Annotated in this window: 15 protein-coding genes and 2 tRNA genes; 10 read left to right on the top strand and 7 right to left on the bottom strand. The window is 45.7% G+C overall.

The genetic code is table 11. The annotated features are described in order from the left end of the window. Position 1: 1 nt before the first annotated feature. The 5 genes from BLCOC_RS09305 to BLCOC_RS09285 all read right to left on the bottom strand — a co-directional run bounded on the left by BLCOC_RS09305 (position 2) and on the right by BLCOC_RS09285 (position 4,995). On the bottom strand, positions 2-670 hold the full coding sequence (locus BLCOC_RS09305; protein ID WP_018596274.1) for a hypothetical protein: 669 nt from the start codon (positions 668-670) through the stop codon (positions 2-4). Next, positions 667-1,743 (bottom strand): ABC transporter permease, encoded by a 1,077-nt coding sequence (locus BLCOC_RS09300; protein ID WP_115625110.1) that lies wholly within the window; start codon positions 1,741-1,743, stop codon positions 667-669. The genes BLCOC_RS09305 and BLCOC_RS09300 overlap by 4 nt, the downstream gene beginning before the upstream one ends. Positions 1,744-1,909: 166 nt before the next feature. Beyond that, entirely contained in the window at positions 1,910-3,043 is a 1,134-nt protein-coding gene (locus tag BLCOC_RS09295; RefSeq protein ID WP_115625109.1) for an aldo/keto reductase, read from the bottom strand. A 120-nt stretch (positions 3,044-3,163) separates the two neighbouring features. After that, positions 3,164-4,336 carry a HAMP domain-containing sensor histidine kinase gene (locus BLCOC_RS09290; RefSeq protein ID WP_165907350.1) on the bottom strand — a complete coding sequence of 391 codons (1,173 nt, stop codon included), beginning with the start codon at positions 4,334-4,336 and terminating at the stop codon, positions 3,164-3,166. Continuing rightward, complete coding sequence (locus BLCOC_RS09285) at positions 4,324-4,995, bottom strand: response regulator transcription factor (protein WP_029469748.1); 672 nt, start codon at positions 4,993-4,995, stop codon at positions 4,324-4,326. The genes BLCOC_RS09290 and BLCOC_RS09285 overlap by 13 nt, the downstream gene beginning before the upstream one ends. Positions 4,996-5,210: 215 nt before the next feature. On the opposite strand from BLCOC_RS09285, the gene BLCOC_RS09280 reads away from it, so the two are divergent. The 3 genes from BLCOC_RS09280 to BLCOC_RS09270 all read left to right on the top strand — a co-directional run bounded on the left by BLCOC_RS09280 (position 5,211) and on the right by BLCOC_RS09270 (position 5,747). Then, positions 5,211-5,284 (top strand) — tRNA-Val (locus BLCOC_RS09280). Between the two features lie 10 nt (positions 5,285-5,294). Then, positions 5,295-5,367, top strand: a tRNA-Ala gene (locus BLCOC_RS09275). Positions 5,368-5,531: 164 nt separating this feature from the next. Beyond that, the gene (locus tag BLCOC_RS09270; RefSeq protein WP_018596279.1) at positions 5,532-5,747 is read left to right on the top strand and encodes a hypothetical protein; all 216 of its coding nucleotides are present in this window, start codon (positions 5,532-5,534) and stop codon (positions 5,745-5,747) included. Between the two features lie 201 nt (positions 5,748-5,948). Here BLCOC_RS09270 and BLCOC_RS09265 read toward each other — a convergent pair whose 3' ends face one another. Continuing rightward, positions 5,949-7,703 (bottom strand): IS1182 family transposase, encoded by a 1,755-nt coding sequence (locus BLCOC_RS09265; protein ID WP_115625575.1) that lies wholly within the window; start codon positions 7,701-7,703, stop codon positions 5,949-5,951. Positions 7,704-7,940: 237 nt separating this feature from the next. Between BLCOC_RS09265 and BLCOC_RS09260 the strand changes: the two genes are divergently transcribed. From BLCOC_RS09260 to BLCOC_RS09230, 7 genes are all read left to right on the top strand, one after another. Beyond that, a complete protein-coding gene (locus BLCOC_RS09260; RefSeq protein WP_115625107.1) occupies positions 7,941-8,714 on the top strand; it encodes a nitroreductase family protein in 774 nt (257 codons plus the stop codon). A gap of 29 nt (positions 8,715-8,743) precedes the next feature. After that, positions 8,744-9,103: an ArsR/SmtB family transcription factor gene (locus tag BLCOC_RS09255; protein ID WP_115625106.1), complete on the top strand. Its 360-nt coding sequence runs from the start codon at positions 8,744-8,746 to the stop codon at positions 9,101-9,103. 6 nt (positions 9,104-9,109) lie between these two features. Next, positions 9,110-9,868, top strand: a complete 759-nt coding sequence (locus tag BLCOC_RS09250) for an EFR1 family ferrodoxin (RefSeq protein ID WP_115625105.1) — start codon at positions 9,110-9,112, stop codon at positions 9,866-9,868. A 95-nt stretch (positions 9,869-9,963) separates the two neighbouring features. Continuing rightward, positions 9,964-10,545 carry an RNA polymerase sigma factor gene (locus tag BLCOC_RS09245; protein ID WP_115625104.1) on the top strand — a complete coding sequence of 194 codons (582 nt, stop codon included), beginning with the start codon at positions 9,964-9,966 and terminating at the stop codon, positions 10,543-10,545. Next, the gene (locus BLCOC_RS09240; RefSeq protein WP_115625103.1) at positions 10,538-11,290 is read left to right on the top strand and encodes a hypothetical protein; all 753 of its coding nucleotides are present in this window, start codon (positions 10,538-10,540) and stop codon (positions 11,288-11,290) included. Before BLCOC_RS09245 ends, BLCOC_RS09240 begins: the two co-directional genes overlap by 8 nt. Then, entirely contained in the window at positions 11,278-12,153 is an 876-nt protein-coding gene (locus BLCOC_RS09235) for an ABC transporter ATP-binding protein (RefSeq protein WP_115625102.1), read from the top strand. Before BLCOC_RS09240 ends, BLCOC_RS09235 begins: the two co-directional genes overlap by 13 nt. A gap of 1 nt (position 12,154) precedes the next feature. Then, a complete protein-coding gene (locus BLCOC_RS09230) occupies positions 12,155-13,309 on the top strand; it encodes an ABC transporter permease subunit (protein WP_165907198.1) in 1,155 nt (384 codons plus the stop codon). A 63-nt stretch (positions 13,310-13,372) separates the two neighbouring features. On the opposite strand, the gene BLCOC_RS09225 is transcribed toward BLCOC_RS09230, so the two are convergent. Then, a complete protein-coding gene (locus BLCOC_RS09225; protein WP_115625100.1) occupies positions 13,373-15,388 on the bottom strand; it encodes a beta-galactosidase in 2,016 nt (671 codons plus the stop codon). Positions 15,389-15,639: the final 251 nt, after the last annotated feature.

The following is a 15,639-nucleotide window of genomic DNA, read 5'->3' as shown; positions in this document are numbered from 1 at the left end:
TTCACCTTTTTCCTTTCTTCCCTGCTTTTCCCGCATATCCGCCAAAATTTCCCAATGCCCCCATACAGACACCTCCAAGAATCAGTGCCGTTACCTTTCCGGTTATCCACCACAGCTCCCCTTCCTCCATATTCCTGCTGCCAAATGCGAATATCTGGAAGAAAGGGGGCAGCTTTTCAGCCCAGCTTGATATAAGAAAAAACCAAAGCGCCGCTGATGCCCCGATTGCTCCCCAAAGGCTGCCGGTCATTTTGGAGAGAAGCGCCGAAACAGCTCCGAATAAAACAATACTGGCTGCTGATGCCCCCATAGCGGCCGCAAAATAATAAAACCCTTTTTCTCTTATATATGGCTGCTGTATAATGTAAAACAATCCATACCCTGCCGCTGCCACGCATATTATAAATAAATACTGGACAGCAAAGCGTCTGAGGATGGTCTTCCTCTGCTGCTTTTTAGGCTTTATTGCAAGAATCTCCCAACCTCCCCCCGGTACCTCCTGGTAACAGGTATCTGCGCACAGGACAAGGGCAAGAATCGCTATATAAGTGTCGATCGTCGGCCCGATCTCATTTACATCCGTGACGCCCCTTACTATTGCCAGGATCAGGACAAAGAAAAAGGCGCAGAGGATTTTATACAATGGCAGGCTTATTTTAATCTCTTTCACCCGTAAACCCTCCTTTTTTTCCATAATTTCACACATATCCATATGATTCCCGCCGACACAAAAAGAAGCACGGTCTGGTTCATGAGGGCAAGCGGCGGCGGTGCAGTATCCAGAAACAGCCCCGGAAAACGTACCATGATAGCAAGAGGCCTTCCGTAATAACCATATGTTCCGTCCGGTCCGATACTGCCCATATTAGAATAAACCATATAAAGGATGAGCAGCGGGGCAGCCGGCAGGGGATTTTTAAAAAGAAGGGCGGTCAGGGCATATACGCAGATCACCATAAGCAGGTTTGGCAGGATATAAAGTACATCCGCTGCAAATAAATCCCACACAGCTACGGGAAATCCCTGTTCTATTCCGTTTTTCATACATAAAAATGTAAAAACAGCGGTCATAGCAGCAAGCGGCAGTAAAAGTGCTGTAAAACCTCCCACGATTTTCCCTGTCACATATTTCCAGGCCGATACCGGCTTTGTGTGAAGCAGTTCATACATATTCTTCCTTGTATCCTGAAGAAATAAAAATGCCATCAAAACTGAGGAGAAAAAGACAAAAAACAGTCCTGCAAAATCAGCAAATTTTCTGCCCACATATTCCGAATACCGCATACTGGTGAATTTTTTGTCTATATATGCATTCACCTCTTCTGCAGTTCCCTGTCTGAGTTCTGCCTCCTGGAAATAGTAATCCACCTTAATATAGTCGTAATGCTTCATCAGATAATTCATGATTTCTTTTTCGCTGTATCCGTCTTTCTGAAAAAGTTCTGCCATCTTATCCGTTTCCTCTTTGCTGACTCCTAATGCCTCATTCATATCTCTGCAGATTTCCGGCAGGGCAATTTCGATCCGTTCCTTCTCTGTCGAAGGCAGATACCCATTCATCACATCCGCATCGTTGATATGTTTCAGTTTGGCCGCCTCAACCTGTGCATCATTTTCCCAGTAATGCAGCTTCAGATAAGGCTGAAGTATCTGAAAGACTTCAAAAAATATCAGCAGAATACCCACATAATAGATGGGGTTTTTGAAATAGCTTTTCAATTCTCTTTTGATGATAACCTTCATATTGCATTCCTCCTGTTCTGATACTATTGTAAATGAGAAATCACAACAAAAAGACAACAAAAAAAGAACTGTCAGTTGATCCATACCAATAAACAGAAAACTACAGCTCGTATTTCCATTTATTGATATTGATCTTCCGACAGCTCTTTTATTCTGCCTCCAATACTCAGCCATTCAGCTTGTGCGCAAAATCAGCCATGGCTTCTGATATTTTAATTTGCTGCGGACAGACTGCCTCACAGCTTTGGCATCCGATACATGCACCGGGCTGTTTCTCCTCCGGGACGGCCTGCAGAGCCATAGGCGCAATAAATCCGCCGCCTGTAAAGCAATGCTCATTATACAGCTCCAGAAGCATGGGAATATCCAGTTCCTGAGGGCAGTGGCTCGTGCAGTAACGGCATGCTGTACAAGGCAGGGCAATGTGCTTTACCATGTTGTCAGCAATCTCCAGCAGAGCTGTTTTCTCCTGCTCATTCAGAGGCTTATCCGTCTCAAAAGTATGTATATTATCCTGCATCTGTGCAAAATCAGACATGCCTGACAGGATCATCTTCACTTCCGGGATTCCCTGAAGGAAACGAAAAGCCCATGCCGGAATGCCCTCGTCCGGACGAAATGTCTTTAATTTTTCACTGTTTTCCTCGGACAGAGAGGCAAGGCGTCCTCCTCTGAGCGGCTCCATTACCCATACGGGAATGTGGTATTCGCTCAGCAGGTCCACTTTTTCTTTTGCATTCTGGAAGGACCAGTCAAGATAGTTTAACTGAATCTGGCAGAATTCCATCTGCTCTCCGTAAGCCTCTAAAAAACGTTTCATCACATCATAACTTCCATGAGCGGAAAAGCCCAGATGATGGATCCTTCCCTTTTCCTTCTGTTTCATCAGATAGTCAAAAATGCCATATTTCTCATCCAGGTACGCGTCAATGTTCATCTCACATACATTGTGGAACAGATAGAAATCAAAATACTCCACTTTGCATTTCTCCAACTGTTTTTCAAAAATTTCTTCCACTTTATCCATATTGGAGAGATCATACCCCGGAAATTTAGTTGCAAGATAATAGGTACTGCGGGGGTATTGATCCAAGATCCTGCCCATAACGGTTTCTGAATTCCCCTCATGGTACCCCCAGGCTGTGTCGTAATAATTTATTCCATGTTCCATGGCGTATGCCACCATCTCTGCGGCTGCCTTCTCATCAATCCTGGAATCTTCTCCGTTTATGACCGGAAGACGCATAGCTCCCATTCCCAGCGCAGATAATTTCATGTCCTGAAAATTCTTATAGATCATTTTGTCCGCTCCCTTCTTATACTGATCATTACTATTTTAAATCATTCTCATGCATAGCACAAATACTTATAAAATATGGATTTCCATAACCCGCAGCTATAGTGTCCCGTCGGGATGCGGCTATTCTATGTGAAATCCCGCCTTCACATAAGCCCCTCCCAAATCAGCACTGCCCAACAGCAGTTTACCTCCATGCATCTCGCAGTACAGTTTACTCAGATACATTCCGAGGCCAAAATGCTTCAGGTCATCTGCAAGGTTATCATGGTAGAAGGGTTTCGTGATCTCTTCTTCCTCTCCATGAAATCCCTCCCCGTCATCCCCCATGGAAATAAAAAGCATTCCGTCTGTCACCTCCATAGTAATGAGGATCATATGCCGGGCATACCGCACTGCATTTCCCAGAAGATTCTCATACACCTCACATATCAAGGAAAAATCACCAAAAAAGCCATTTGGCATTCCCTCCGATCTTATGACGGTTCGGCAGGATTCCTTGTTGGCCAGAGCCTTTGCCGTCTGTTCCATGTATCTGAGCAATGCAGAGGTCTCTATCTTATCCATATGAACCGTTCTCTCTTCGATGCCGGAAAGCCGCCTCATCTGTTCCACAAAGGCATTCAGCCTGTCAATCTGCTGCATTCCCGAGGACAGCATTTCCTCCATGTCCTGCTGGCTTAACTGCCCCGCAGGCAGAAACTCCATAAGCGTTTCCTGGTATCCCCGCAGCACTGCAAGGGGGGAACGGATATCATGGGCAATGACCGCCTTCAGCGTTCTCTCCTGTTCCACCATGCTCCAGAGCTGTCGGTTGTTTTCTTGAAGCTGGGAGCGCATACGGTCAAATTCCCGGCACAGACTTCCCATTTCATCCTTTTTCCTGTAATCTACAGGAAAGTCCAGATGGTTTTCCTGTATTTTTCTGGAACCTTCTGTCAGTATCTGAAGCGGCTCCCTGATCTTATCACGGTAAAAGCAAAAAACCGCGATCACACTGCCGATCATAGGCAGTATAAGCATAGACCATGTTTCCACCGCGTCGCAGATCTGGGTCATGACATAATCTCTGTGAAGCATATCCTTCTGTGCGGGCCTTGTGATCTCCGTGATATTTCCTGTCTCCTCCTCAAAGTCCAGATGTTTATCCCAGTCTGTATATTCCGCCCAGATTTGTCTCTGAGTCCCCTCCGCCATTTTGATAACCACGGCTGAGAGGAAAAAGGTGATAATGATCGCCGCAGTCATGTAAAGTACAATTGTTTTCCTAAGCGAAAGATTCCTTATTTTTTCCATCGGTACCCACTTCCCCATACAGTCTCAATATACTCCGTGCCGGTATATTCTCCTATTTTTCTCCGTATTCTTCTTATGAGTTCCGTGATCACCCTGCTGTCGCCCTCCGCATCATAGCCGCAGACCCTTTCATAGATCCGCTCCTTGTCAAACACCTGACCCGGATTTTTGGAGAGGAATTCCACAATATCGTACTCCAGTTTTGTAAGCTCCAGCTCCCGGTCATCATACAGGGCTTTCCTGGCACTATAGTCCAGCAGCAGCCCCTCCCTGTATCTGAGATTTGGCTTTTTCCTGCCTCGTTCCTCTCTTTTTATATGTGCCGTGATCCTCGCCTCCAGTTCCTTCAGGCTGAACGGCTTGACAATATAGTCATCTCCCCCGGAAAGCAGGCCGTTTATCCTGTCCTGCTCCTCAACTCTGGCTGTCAGGAACAATATGGGACATGAAACGAATTCCCTGATCTTCATACACAGTTCTATTCCGTCCATACGCGGCATATTAATATCCAGCAAGATCAAATCCGGGTTATCCTCTATTTTCTCCAGGGCCGTTAAGCCGTCATCTGCAAGCAAAATGCTGTATCCCCTTAAACGGAAATAATTTTCCAGCATTTTGAGCAGGGCTTTATCATCATCAACAAACAACAATTTATACATATATCTTCCCTTCCATGCCCTATAGACGAATTATTTTCAAAACAAAAGAGTGCGGCAGATTTTCTGACAAATGAAAAAAGCCGGGATTTACCGCTGCAGCTCCCTGTCACAAGATCCTATAACTGGAATTATACTATAAAAACTTGTATCCTACAAATAAATCACCCCGGAAATACTCTTGCATTTCTCAAACAAAGTGCTATAATATTTTATATGGAAGCATAGCTCAGCCGGGATGAGCGTTCGCCTCACACGCGAAAGGTCAGGAGTTCGAGCCTCCTTGCTTCCATTATTTTTTTGGGGATATAGCTCAGCTGGGAGAGCGATACGTTCGCAACGTATAGGTCACGGGTTCGAATCCCGCTATCTCCATGAATTTTCTTTCTCACATCCCATAAAAGGCAGTATTATGCTGCTTTTCATAAAAACTTTAGTATATTCATACAAATATCACCAACCCTTCACATTTTTTCCAAGAAATGGTCATAATTACCATGTATACTCTTATTATAAAAAGAGTAAAGGAGGCTTAACACATGATAGGAACTTTAATGAATAATGGCCGCACCTGTGTTCTCAAGGAGAACGGCGGCAGCAAAAAGATACCCGTTCATCCGGAACAATATGTATATGTGCAGGTCTCCAATGCGTGGATACCTGCCATACTGAAATATTCCGGTGAACGGCAGAACTGGTATTTTGAATACCTGCCCAAGCTGCCTGTAAATGGCTGCAGGGTTATGACAAAGTAAAAACAGAATACGGCAAGATAAACCGGGGGGACTGTCGGTTAATACTGATTTTTAAAGCCCCTACACCAAAACAAGCATATCCCGCAGATTTCCTTGCTTTTCAGCAAAGGACGTTCTGCGGGATATGCTTGTTTTTCTTTACTTCTCCTATTTTAGGGCGCAAAATCCCCTTTTTACATATTTGCAGCTCCGCTCTGGCAGCTAAGCTGTCTTTTGATCAGATTTTCCTGCGTATTTCTCGATCTCATGGTAAAGAAACCGATGATATTTATTTATATTCCGGCCAATTGCATACAGCATGAATTCTTTATACACTTTTTCTGAATTGCGGTAATTGAACCGACGGAAGTTTTCGTTTTCCTTGATGTCCCCGAAGTGCCCTTCGGTCTGGATGGAACGGATCTGGCGCTTCAGGATCCCCTTCTCACTCTGGATGTTGGCATTGGATGCTTCTTTCAGTTCCTCCCACTGCTCATTGATCTTCATGACTTTATTTCGGTCACTGTTTTTTTCCGCATTGTACTTATACAGACAACGGGATTTATGTTCACAGCCGCTGCAATCTGCACATCCATAGACTTCCCATGTCTGGCTATACCCGTCCTGCTCCTTACTTTCTGTCCGGATATGACGAAGCTCTCTTCCGTCATGACAGATATAGTAGCGCTCATCTTCAAAGATATGGGTTGTCATGTTGTAATATTTGCTGATATCTTCTTTATAGGCACGGGTTTTCCGTTTTTCGTGATCCTGGAGTTTGATATAACTGGCAATCCCATTGTGTTTCAGATACAAGAGGTTTTTCTCGCTGCAGTATCCGCTGTCTGCTGTCACTTCATCCAATACTTTACCAAAGGCTTTCTGATGCTTCTCCAAAACCGGGATCAGGGTGTTATAATCTGTACGGTCATTGCTCACGTATCCGTGAACGATGAAATAGTTCTCCACCGCGATCTGAACGTTGTAAGCTGGTTTTAACTGACCGTTGAGCATGTGGTCTTCCTTCATCCGCATAAACGTTGCTTCCAGATCCGTTTTGGAATAACTGTTGCGGTCTTTCCCCATGATTTCAAAGCATTCTTTATATCCCATCAGGCGGTTTCCGCATTCCTCCAGTTCCTCATACAGTTTTTGAAGCTCGGACTTCGTTTTTCCCTTACTGTGGACGAATGATATCCCCTCACCTTCTGTGATCTGCATCAGATTCTTCTGAAGCTTCAAAATCTCAAGAGGGGAGCAGTTATCTATTTCGATGATTGTATTGTTTGAGAGCTTCTTATGCTTTGTCAGTTTTCGTTTCCGGTTTTCATCAATCACACGCCTGACTTTTTCCATGCCTTCGATGATGAACATCTTTGCATCCCCAAGGTCGTATTTCGCTGCATACCCATTTTCATGCAGAAGTGTATTGTACTTTTCATAAAGTGCATCTATCTTATCCAAAAGACCTGCAAGATGGTAATTGATGCTCCCTCTCCAGACAAAAGTATAGCGGTTTGCATTGGCTTCCAGCTTCGTACCATCAATAAAGAGTTCTTTGAGCGTGATCAGGCCCTCTTTTTTCAATTGGCGCATGAATTGGTAATTCAGCTCATCCAGAAGATCACCCGTCAGTTTTTTATTCTTGAATTCATAGAAAGCATCCCGCTTCGGTTTCTGCCCTTTGGTCAGCCAGATAAAAGCAAGGTCCCTTTCGCATAATTCAACAATACGGTCAACAGAACGCACTCCGCGCATGTTTGCGTAGGTAACGACAGCATACATCATGATTGGATTGTACCCGGTTCTTCCCTTATCTGAACAACAGGCAAGCAGGCCTGAAAAATCTAATTCCTCCATCACTTTTTTTAGGGTATAAACTGGATCGTCATCGGGTAAATGCAATTCGAAGAAACTGAAGTTAATTTTCTGTTGCCCTAAATCAAAAAATTCGTTATAATAATCTTGTTTAAGCATAGTTCTATTATAACATGGAACGGAGGAAAAGATGGTTGTCGTTAGCCATCTTTTTTTCTGTTTTAGGATATAGTTCAAGGGGAGGATGTGACCGATGATGGTCAAATCCTCCCCTGTTTTAGGCTATCTATTTCCCGACAGCCCCTTTTTTATTGGTAACGTGTTTCTTTACCAATGTTGTATTCTCCTCCTCTTTTGATATAATGGTTAACAAATGTTAACGAAAGGAGTCCACTCATGGCAAAACATGCAGTAAAAATTCATACCTCATTATGCATCGGCTGTGGTTTATGCGCAAAGACATGTGCTGCGCACAATATCGTACTGAAAAATAAAAAGGCAGAAACCATATTAGATGACTGTATCCTGTGTGGTCAGTGCTCTGCAGTCTGTCCAAAGGAGGCAGTCACCATCAGCGGCTATGATACAAAACCGATCACCCAAAATGGCACTGTACACCTGAATCCCCATGAAGTCCTGGATGTCATCCGCTTCAGACGCACCATACGGCAGTTTCAAAAGAAAGAGATTCCTCATGCTGTGCTGGAACAGATCCTGGAAGCAGGCAGTCTCACACATACAGCCAAAAATATGCAGGATGTCTCCTTTGTGGTCCTTGAGAAAGAAAAAGACGCTGTGGAACAGATGGCTGTCCGCCTCTTTAAAAAACTAAAGCCCTTTGCGGATTTGTTCAGTCCTATTGCCAGACTTAATAAAATACACCCACATTTTTTCTTCTTCCAGGCACCTACTGTCATTGTTATCCTGGCAAAAGACAAAACCAACGGCATACTCGCAGCACAAAATATGGAGTTTGTGGCAGAGGCCAACGGGCTGGGTGTGCTGTTCAGCGGATTTTTCACATCTTCCGCCAACATATCACCGAAGATCAAAAAGGCGCTGAACGTTCCCAAAGGGAAAAAAGTGGCTGCCACCCTGGTATTAGGTTATCCCGGTGTAAAATTTCTCCGCTCCGCCCCGAGAGAAAAACCGGATGTCAGATATATGTAGAGAACTAAAAATATACAGAGGACTAAAAAATGGAAAATGAATGTGAAGAGCGTTTACAAAAAATCGTCCGTGGTTTTCGGGACTGCCAAAATGCGTTTACTGCAATCGGCGATGAGACAAGACAGTTGATCCTGCTGGTGCTTTTAGAAAATGATCTGTCAGGCATAAGGGTCGGTGAGATCGCAGAGAAAACCCATCTGACAAGACCTTCTGTGTCCCACCATCTGCGTATCCTAAAAGACGCGGGTATTGTCAATATGAGAAAAGAAGGAACTAAAAATTATTATTATGTGAGTTTGGATGAATCCCAATGGAAGAATATGACCGATCTAATCAATCTCATCTATGAGAGCATTCGGCAAACTCATGAAATACATGATAAGGAGTAAAAGACTATGATATTATATTTTTCCGGAACAGGCAACAGCGCCTACACCGCACAAAAAATCGCAGAAAACATTCAAGATGACACACTTGATCTGTTTCAAAAAATCCGTGACAGCGATCACACCCAGATTTGTTCAGATAAACCATGGGTCATCGTATCACCAACTTACGCATGGCGGATTCCACGTATTCTTCAGGATTGGCTTACCAAAACAAAGCTGACAGGAAATAAAGACATTTATTTTATTCTGACATGCGGAGGGAATATCGGAAATGCAGGTGCCTATATAAAAAAATTGTGCACCTCCAAAAACCTGAATTTTAAAGGGTGTGCTCCTGTCCTCATGCCAGAGAATTACATTGCACTGTTCCGCGCTCCCCAGGAGGAAGAATCACTGGAGATCATACGCAGGGCTGAGGATACCATGGACCAAATATCACATTTCATCACAAATAATGAAATGCTCCCGCAGCCTTCCCTCACTTCCAAAGACAGGTTAAACAGCGGTATTGTAAACAATATATTTTATCCCGCATTTGTACATGCCAGAAAATTTTATGCCACCAATGCCTGCATATCCTGCGGCAAATGTGAAAAGGTCTGTCCCCTGAAAAATGTCCATCTGGAGAAAGGAAAGCCGGTGTGGGGCAGCCGCTGCACACACTGTATGGCCTGTATCTGCCGCTGTCCCGTTGAGGCCATTGAATACGGCCAGCATACCAAGGGCCTGTCCCGGTATGTTTTCCCGAAAAGCATTAAAAAATAAGTAATGATTTAAAATCCTCACATTTTTCAACAAAAATAAAACCTTTTTCTTCCTCCTCCGGTTATATATAATGGAAGACAGGAAAGGGGGCGCCTATGGATGACAGAAAAGCCATAAGGGAAATACAAAACGGCAATAAAGAATACTTAAATTTGCTGGCGGAAAAATATTATGACGACATCTACCGTTTCTGTTGTTACCAGACCGGAGATCCCGATACCGCATATGATCTGGCCCAGGAAACCTTTCTTCGTTTTATTCGCTATGTGGACCACTACCGGTATAAAAACCTGAAAGGCTACCTGCTGACCATAGCCAGAAATGTCTGCTTCGATTTTTTCAGCAAAGAGACCGCGGCTCACCGGCACCTCTCCTATTCCCCCCTGGACGAAGCCCGCGAAGAGGAGCCTGCCGCTGAATCCCCGGGACATTTGCCCATGCAGAGCGATCTGCTGGTGAATGTTATCCGGGAGGAGAATTCCAGGCTGCTTGTCCAGGCTCTTATGAAGCTGCCCAAGATCCAGAGAGAGGTCATTGTGCTTCACAGCCTCTACGGTCTGAAGCACAGAGAGATTGCCAGGATCACAGGCACCAATTCATCCACAGTGAAATCCCGGATGAAACAGGGCATGGACAAGCTGAAGCATACATTGAGAAAGGAGGATTTTTATGGATGACAACAAGATACGGATACCCTCTCCGCCTATAGATGAGGGTAAAAAAAGAGATTCCCTGGAAGCAGTCCGCAGGGAAGTATCAAAAAAAGACCTGTCGGCACATATCTCTGTCCCGGCGCTGATGCTGGACCAGGTCCATTATATTTCCATGGAATATTGGATCATACAGGCACTCTTTCTGGCAGCGGCTGTACTTTTCCTGACCTGTTTCCAATCGCTGATGCAGGGCAGTGAGAGTATACTCCCCTCTGCCTGCGCTGTCTCCTCCGGTCTGGGACTGGCTGCCGTTCTGGAATTTTCAAAAAGCCGCTCCTGGCATATGGCAGAACTGGAACAGAGCTGCTGCTTTAACCTGGGACAGATATGGGCCGTGAAACTGTTTTTTTCAGCAGGACTGAACCTGTGCGTCCTGACACTGCTGCTTCTTGGTGTAAAACAGCATACAGGATATGGGATCTTTGCACTCTGCATGTACCTGTTTGTACCTTTTATCTTATCCAATGTCTGCTATTTTTTCCTGCTGTCTACGAGAAGATCCTCCTCTCAGAAAGCTATATTGTCGGGAACCCTTCTTCTGCTCTGCCTGTTTTTCCTGTTTCCATCAGCCTTTCCCAAGGCTTATCTGGGTGTCTATCTGCCGGTATGGGCAATGGTACTGGCAGCCGGAATCCTGATTCTGGTCATAGAGCTTCACAGACTGTTCCACAGTTTAACCACAGGAGGTAAAGAATTTTGCTGGAATTAAAAACGCAGAACATAACAAAACGTTACAAAGAAAAAACAGCCGCCGACGATATCACCTTTACACTGAAAAACGGTGTGTACGGACTTCTAGGGGAAAATGGCGCGGGCAAGACCACACTGCTGCGCATACTCTGCGGCATCCTTGCGCCTGACCGGGGAGAAGTGACACTGGACGGCATACCTATTCAGAACATGGGTGCCGGATACCGGGCTTTGCTTGGCTATCTGCCCCAGGATTTCGGCTATTATCCCGACTTTACCGTAAAGCGGTACCTCCTTTATCTCGCCTCCTTAAAGGCAGTTCCCAGGGATGAAGCGCTTAGAAAATACAGGCAAATGCTGGGACTGACCGGACTTGCCGGGGAAGAAAAGCAAAAGATCAAACATCTCTCCGGCGGTATGATACGGAGACTGGGCATTGCCCAGGCCCTGCTCAATGATCCGAAAATCCTTCTGTTGGATGAGCCTACCGCAGGCCTTGATCCCAAGGAGCGCATCCGTTTCCGCAATATCATCAGCACTCTGGGACACGACAGGATCGTGCTCCTTTCCACTCATATAGTCTCCGACGTGGCAAATGCCGCTGAGAAGATACTGATCATGCGCTGTGGAAAGATCATTGAAAATAAGGAACCGGATGCCCTGATCCGGGCGGCAGACGGCCACGTATGGGAATTTGTCATATCTCCCCCGGAAGCGGATATCTGCCGGAAACAATTTACTGTCTGCAATGTAAGAACAGAAGGAACCGACCTACGGATGCGTGTCCTCTCTGAAAAATGCCCCTTCCCTGACGCCTCCCGGGCCGTTCCTGACCTGGAGGATGCTTATCTCTACGCCACAGAAAACAGGGAGGTGCTCTGATATGCTTTTCAGAAATGAGTTATATAAAATTTGTTCAAGAAAAATTCTTTTCATGGGCGCACTGCTTGGCTTGCTCTTTTTGGCCGCCTACTTTCAGATGTCCGCGCTTGGTTCAGAATATGCCTATGACAATGGCACCTGTTTAAGGAGAACCGATGCCATACAATACAACAGGGAAATTGCCCGCCGATACGCTGGGTCTATGACCCAGGAAAAAGCAGAGGCCATAGTAAAGGAATTCGGATGGCATATCAATGAAAATGACCTGGAAACCTCTGATACAGGCGACACTTTACCGGGTTATTATGACAATTCCACCAGCCGTTTTGTGACTGTCAATCTTTCCGATTCCAGAATCCGGGGCGGCGAACCGCCCACAGCTCTCGCCGGTTCCGATGACAAGTACGCTGCGGAGATAATGAGCGGCAAATATGAATATGGTTACATCGGCGGATGGGACAACACCTTTAGCGAAATGCATATGATGCTCCTCTGGATCGTCTCTGCTCTGGTGATCATAGCCTGTGCCCCTGTTTTCTCTGAGGAATATGCCCAACAAACTGCCCCCATCCTGCTGACCACGCAGAACGGAAAAGGGAAGACAGCCGCCGCCAAAATACTGGCAGCGTTTACATGGGCAGGCGGAGTGTATCTTCTGTTTACACTCCTCCTTGTGGGAGCCTTTCTGCTTGTATACGGCAGTGGCGGACTCTCTGTCAGCGCAGGCCTTTCTTTTCCCGACTTAATTACCGGAAACATTTTCTGGAATGGGGATGGAGATACCCGGAAGACCACCGGCGCCGTACTGCTTGCTTATCTGCTCACAGGACTTTTATCCATACTTGTAACTGCCGCTGTCACACTGTTGATATCCTCAATAAAGAAAAGTTCTTTCTCTGCCCTGCTTTGGTCCGCTGCCGCTTATCTGTTTCCTGCTGTCATTTACACTGTTTTTCTTGTATCCATGAAAGTCACAAGAGCTTTGATGATACTCAAAAGTGTTATAAATTGTCTGCCGTTTTTCCTGCCCATGCGTGAACTCACATCCATTCCCTTTGCCTGCCGCCTGTTTGGATATGTATTCTCCGCATGCCTTCTAGCCTTTTGCTGTCTGCTGGGATGGAGAAAATACTGCCGCTGCCAAGTGGGAAAATAAACAGACCTACCTGCATAAAAAAATCTGCCCGGCTGCAAAAAGAATTGCAGTCAGGCAGATTTTTTACTGTTCTTCCAGAATCAGAAGATTCCATTTCTGTAATGTCAAGGCATCGCCGGCCTTCTTTGTCTCCCCGGAAAACAGTTCAGTCCATGTCCCTTCCGGACACACAGCCTCCTGTACTTTACCGGAATAATTCAGGAAATAATAGATTTGTTTTCCCATCTGGTTTCTACCCCCACGGACGATCACAGGGAATCCGCAGGAACCGGGGTTCGGCCTGATCTCACATTCCTCCAGCAGCTCACCCAAAAGTTTTTTCAGCAGTTCTGCGCTGAACATACATCCTAAATACACGGCTTTTCCTCTGCCGAATGTATTCTCTGTCACTGCCACATACTGCCCCCAGTTATCATGCACGTACCTAAGAAGCGTCTCTGCTCCCCTTGCCTGAATGCATTCCAGGAATACCTTGGCTTTCTCTTTATCTTCTCTGCCGCAGAGCCTTCCTTCCAGAAATGTCTCCTCTGTCTCCTCCGGGTATGTGAACTGGTTATACATAATGCCAAAACACTCTGACAGAATGTGAGGCTGTGAATCATGGTATACCTTTACATTTTCGTTGGTATATCCCGTCTTAAAGGTACCCAAAAGACAGCCGCCCTTTTCCGTAAAGGACCGGATCCTGAGCAGTGTCTCTTCCGGCACACAGTAGAGCGCCGGAAGGATCAGCATCTTATAATCCTCCAGATTTTCCGCATCCGGTGACACGAAATCACACTCCACATTCATCTCATACAGCGCGTCATAGATCCAGCGTACCACATCGTTGTAGGACATCTCTGTACCTCCTCCGATAGGGAACCATTTCAGCCCTGTCAGCGCCTCATTACTCACCATAATGGCAGCCTTGTTCTGCTTTTTCAGATGGATGAGATGACTTCCCAGACGCTTCATCTCACTGCCGATGACAACAGCTTCTTTATATGTCTTATTCTCCGCGAAATCATGGCTTAACAGCCCGCGCCAATATGTCTCAAAGGAATTATGGATGGAGTGCCAGTGCCAGTATTCCACACAATCCGCCCCGCCTGCCAAATGGGAAAATGCCTGTAGCCTGAGCTGTCCGTCATAGGGCACCCACTGGGCAAATCCCTGGGCTTCAGTCTCCAGCACATAATAATTGTCCTGTTTCAGGGAACGGGTCATATCCCCGCCAAAGGCAATCTCCTTTCCCGTCAGCTTTGACTGGGTGGGGTGGTAAATGTCACAGCCCGCAATATCCAGACATTTTGAAGCCCTAAAATGGTCCACATCCGGCTGTACGCCAAAAGAATAATTTCTCCACTCAAAGTCAAAATTCTGGGTGATAAACTGGTCTTCCCTTTTATATTCCCGCACAATATCTGCCTGCCAGGACAAAAATTCCGTCACAAGGCCGCGCTGGAATTTCTCAAACTCACAGCCCAGACTGCCATTGATGGTCCCTCTCACATCCGGAAAATCCTCCCAGGAATGAAGGGCATTGCTCCAGTAATTCATGCCGAACTCCCGGTTCATGGCCTCCACATCACCCCCGAATTTTTCCTTTAAGTATGCAATAAACCCTTCCTGTACCCGCTCTCCGGAGGTACCGTAGTGTTTTGTCTCATTGTCGATCTGATAGCCTATGATACATTTTCTGTCCTTCACATGCTCCATCAGCTTTCTTATGACACGTTCACTGTAAAACCGATAATGGCGGTTCGTAATGTCCATGATCTGTCTGGCTCCGTAGATGCCCCTGCCCTGTTTGGTCACTGCCATTACATCCGGATGTTTTTTCTCCATCCACGCCGGAATGGCATAGGTCGGCGTTCCCACGATCACATGAATGCCGGCCTCCTCCATGGCATCCAGCACCCTGTCAATGTGATAAAAGTCAAACACACCGTCCTGGGGTTCCAGGGTGCTCCAGGTGGATTCTGCAATCCTCACCAGGTTGATCCCTGCCTTTTTCATCATCTCCACGTCTTTTTCCAGTCTGTCAGAAGGCATATATTCATCGTAATATGCCACCCCATAGAGTAATTCTTCCATATATTCTTCTGCTGTCCTTTCTGGTTGATAATCCCTGTACCTTTTCCCCGGCTTTTTAATCCCCTTATGAAGCTTTTTCGCAAGCCGCGTTCTGATATCTTATACTTATCATCTTTTTCCGGATTCGTCAACTTAAATGGGGCATTTTTCTGTTCACAGAGGAGATCTTCCCCATAATAACCGCAGAAAGGGTACAAGCTGCTGACAATTTACAAAACATGTATGCTGTCAATACGGGACGTATATTTCCA

It is taken from the genome of Blautia coccoides (assembly GCF_034355335.1).
Taxonomy (GTDB): Bacteria; Bacillota; Clostridia; order Lachnospirales; family Lachnospiraceae; genus Blautia; species Blautia producta.
The sequence above is the reverse complement of the archived record's forward strand: the minus strand, read 5'-3'. Positions and strand labels throughout refer to the sequence as shown.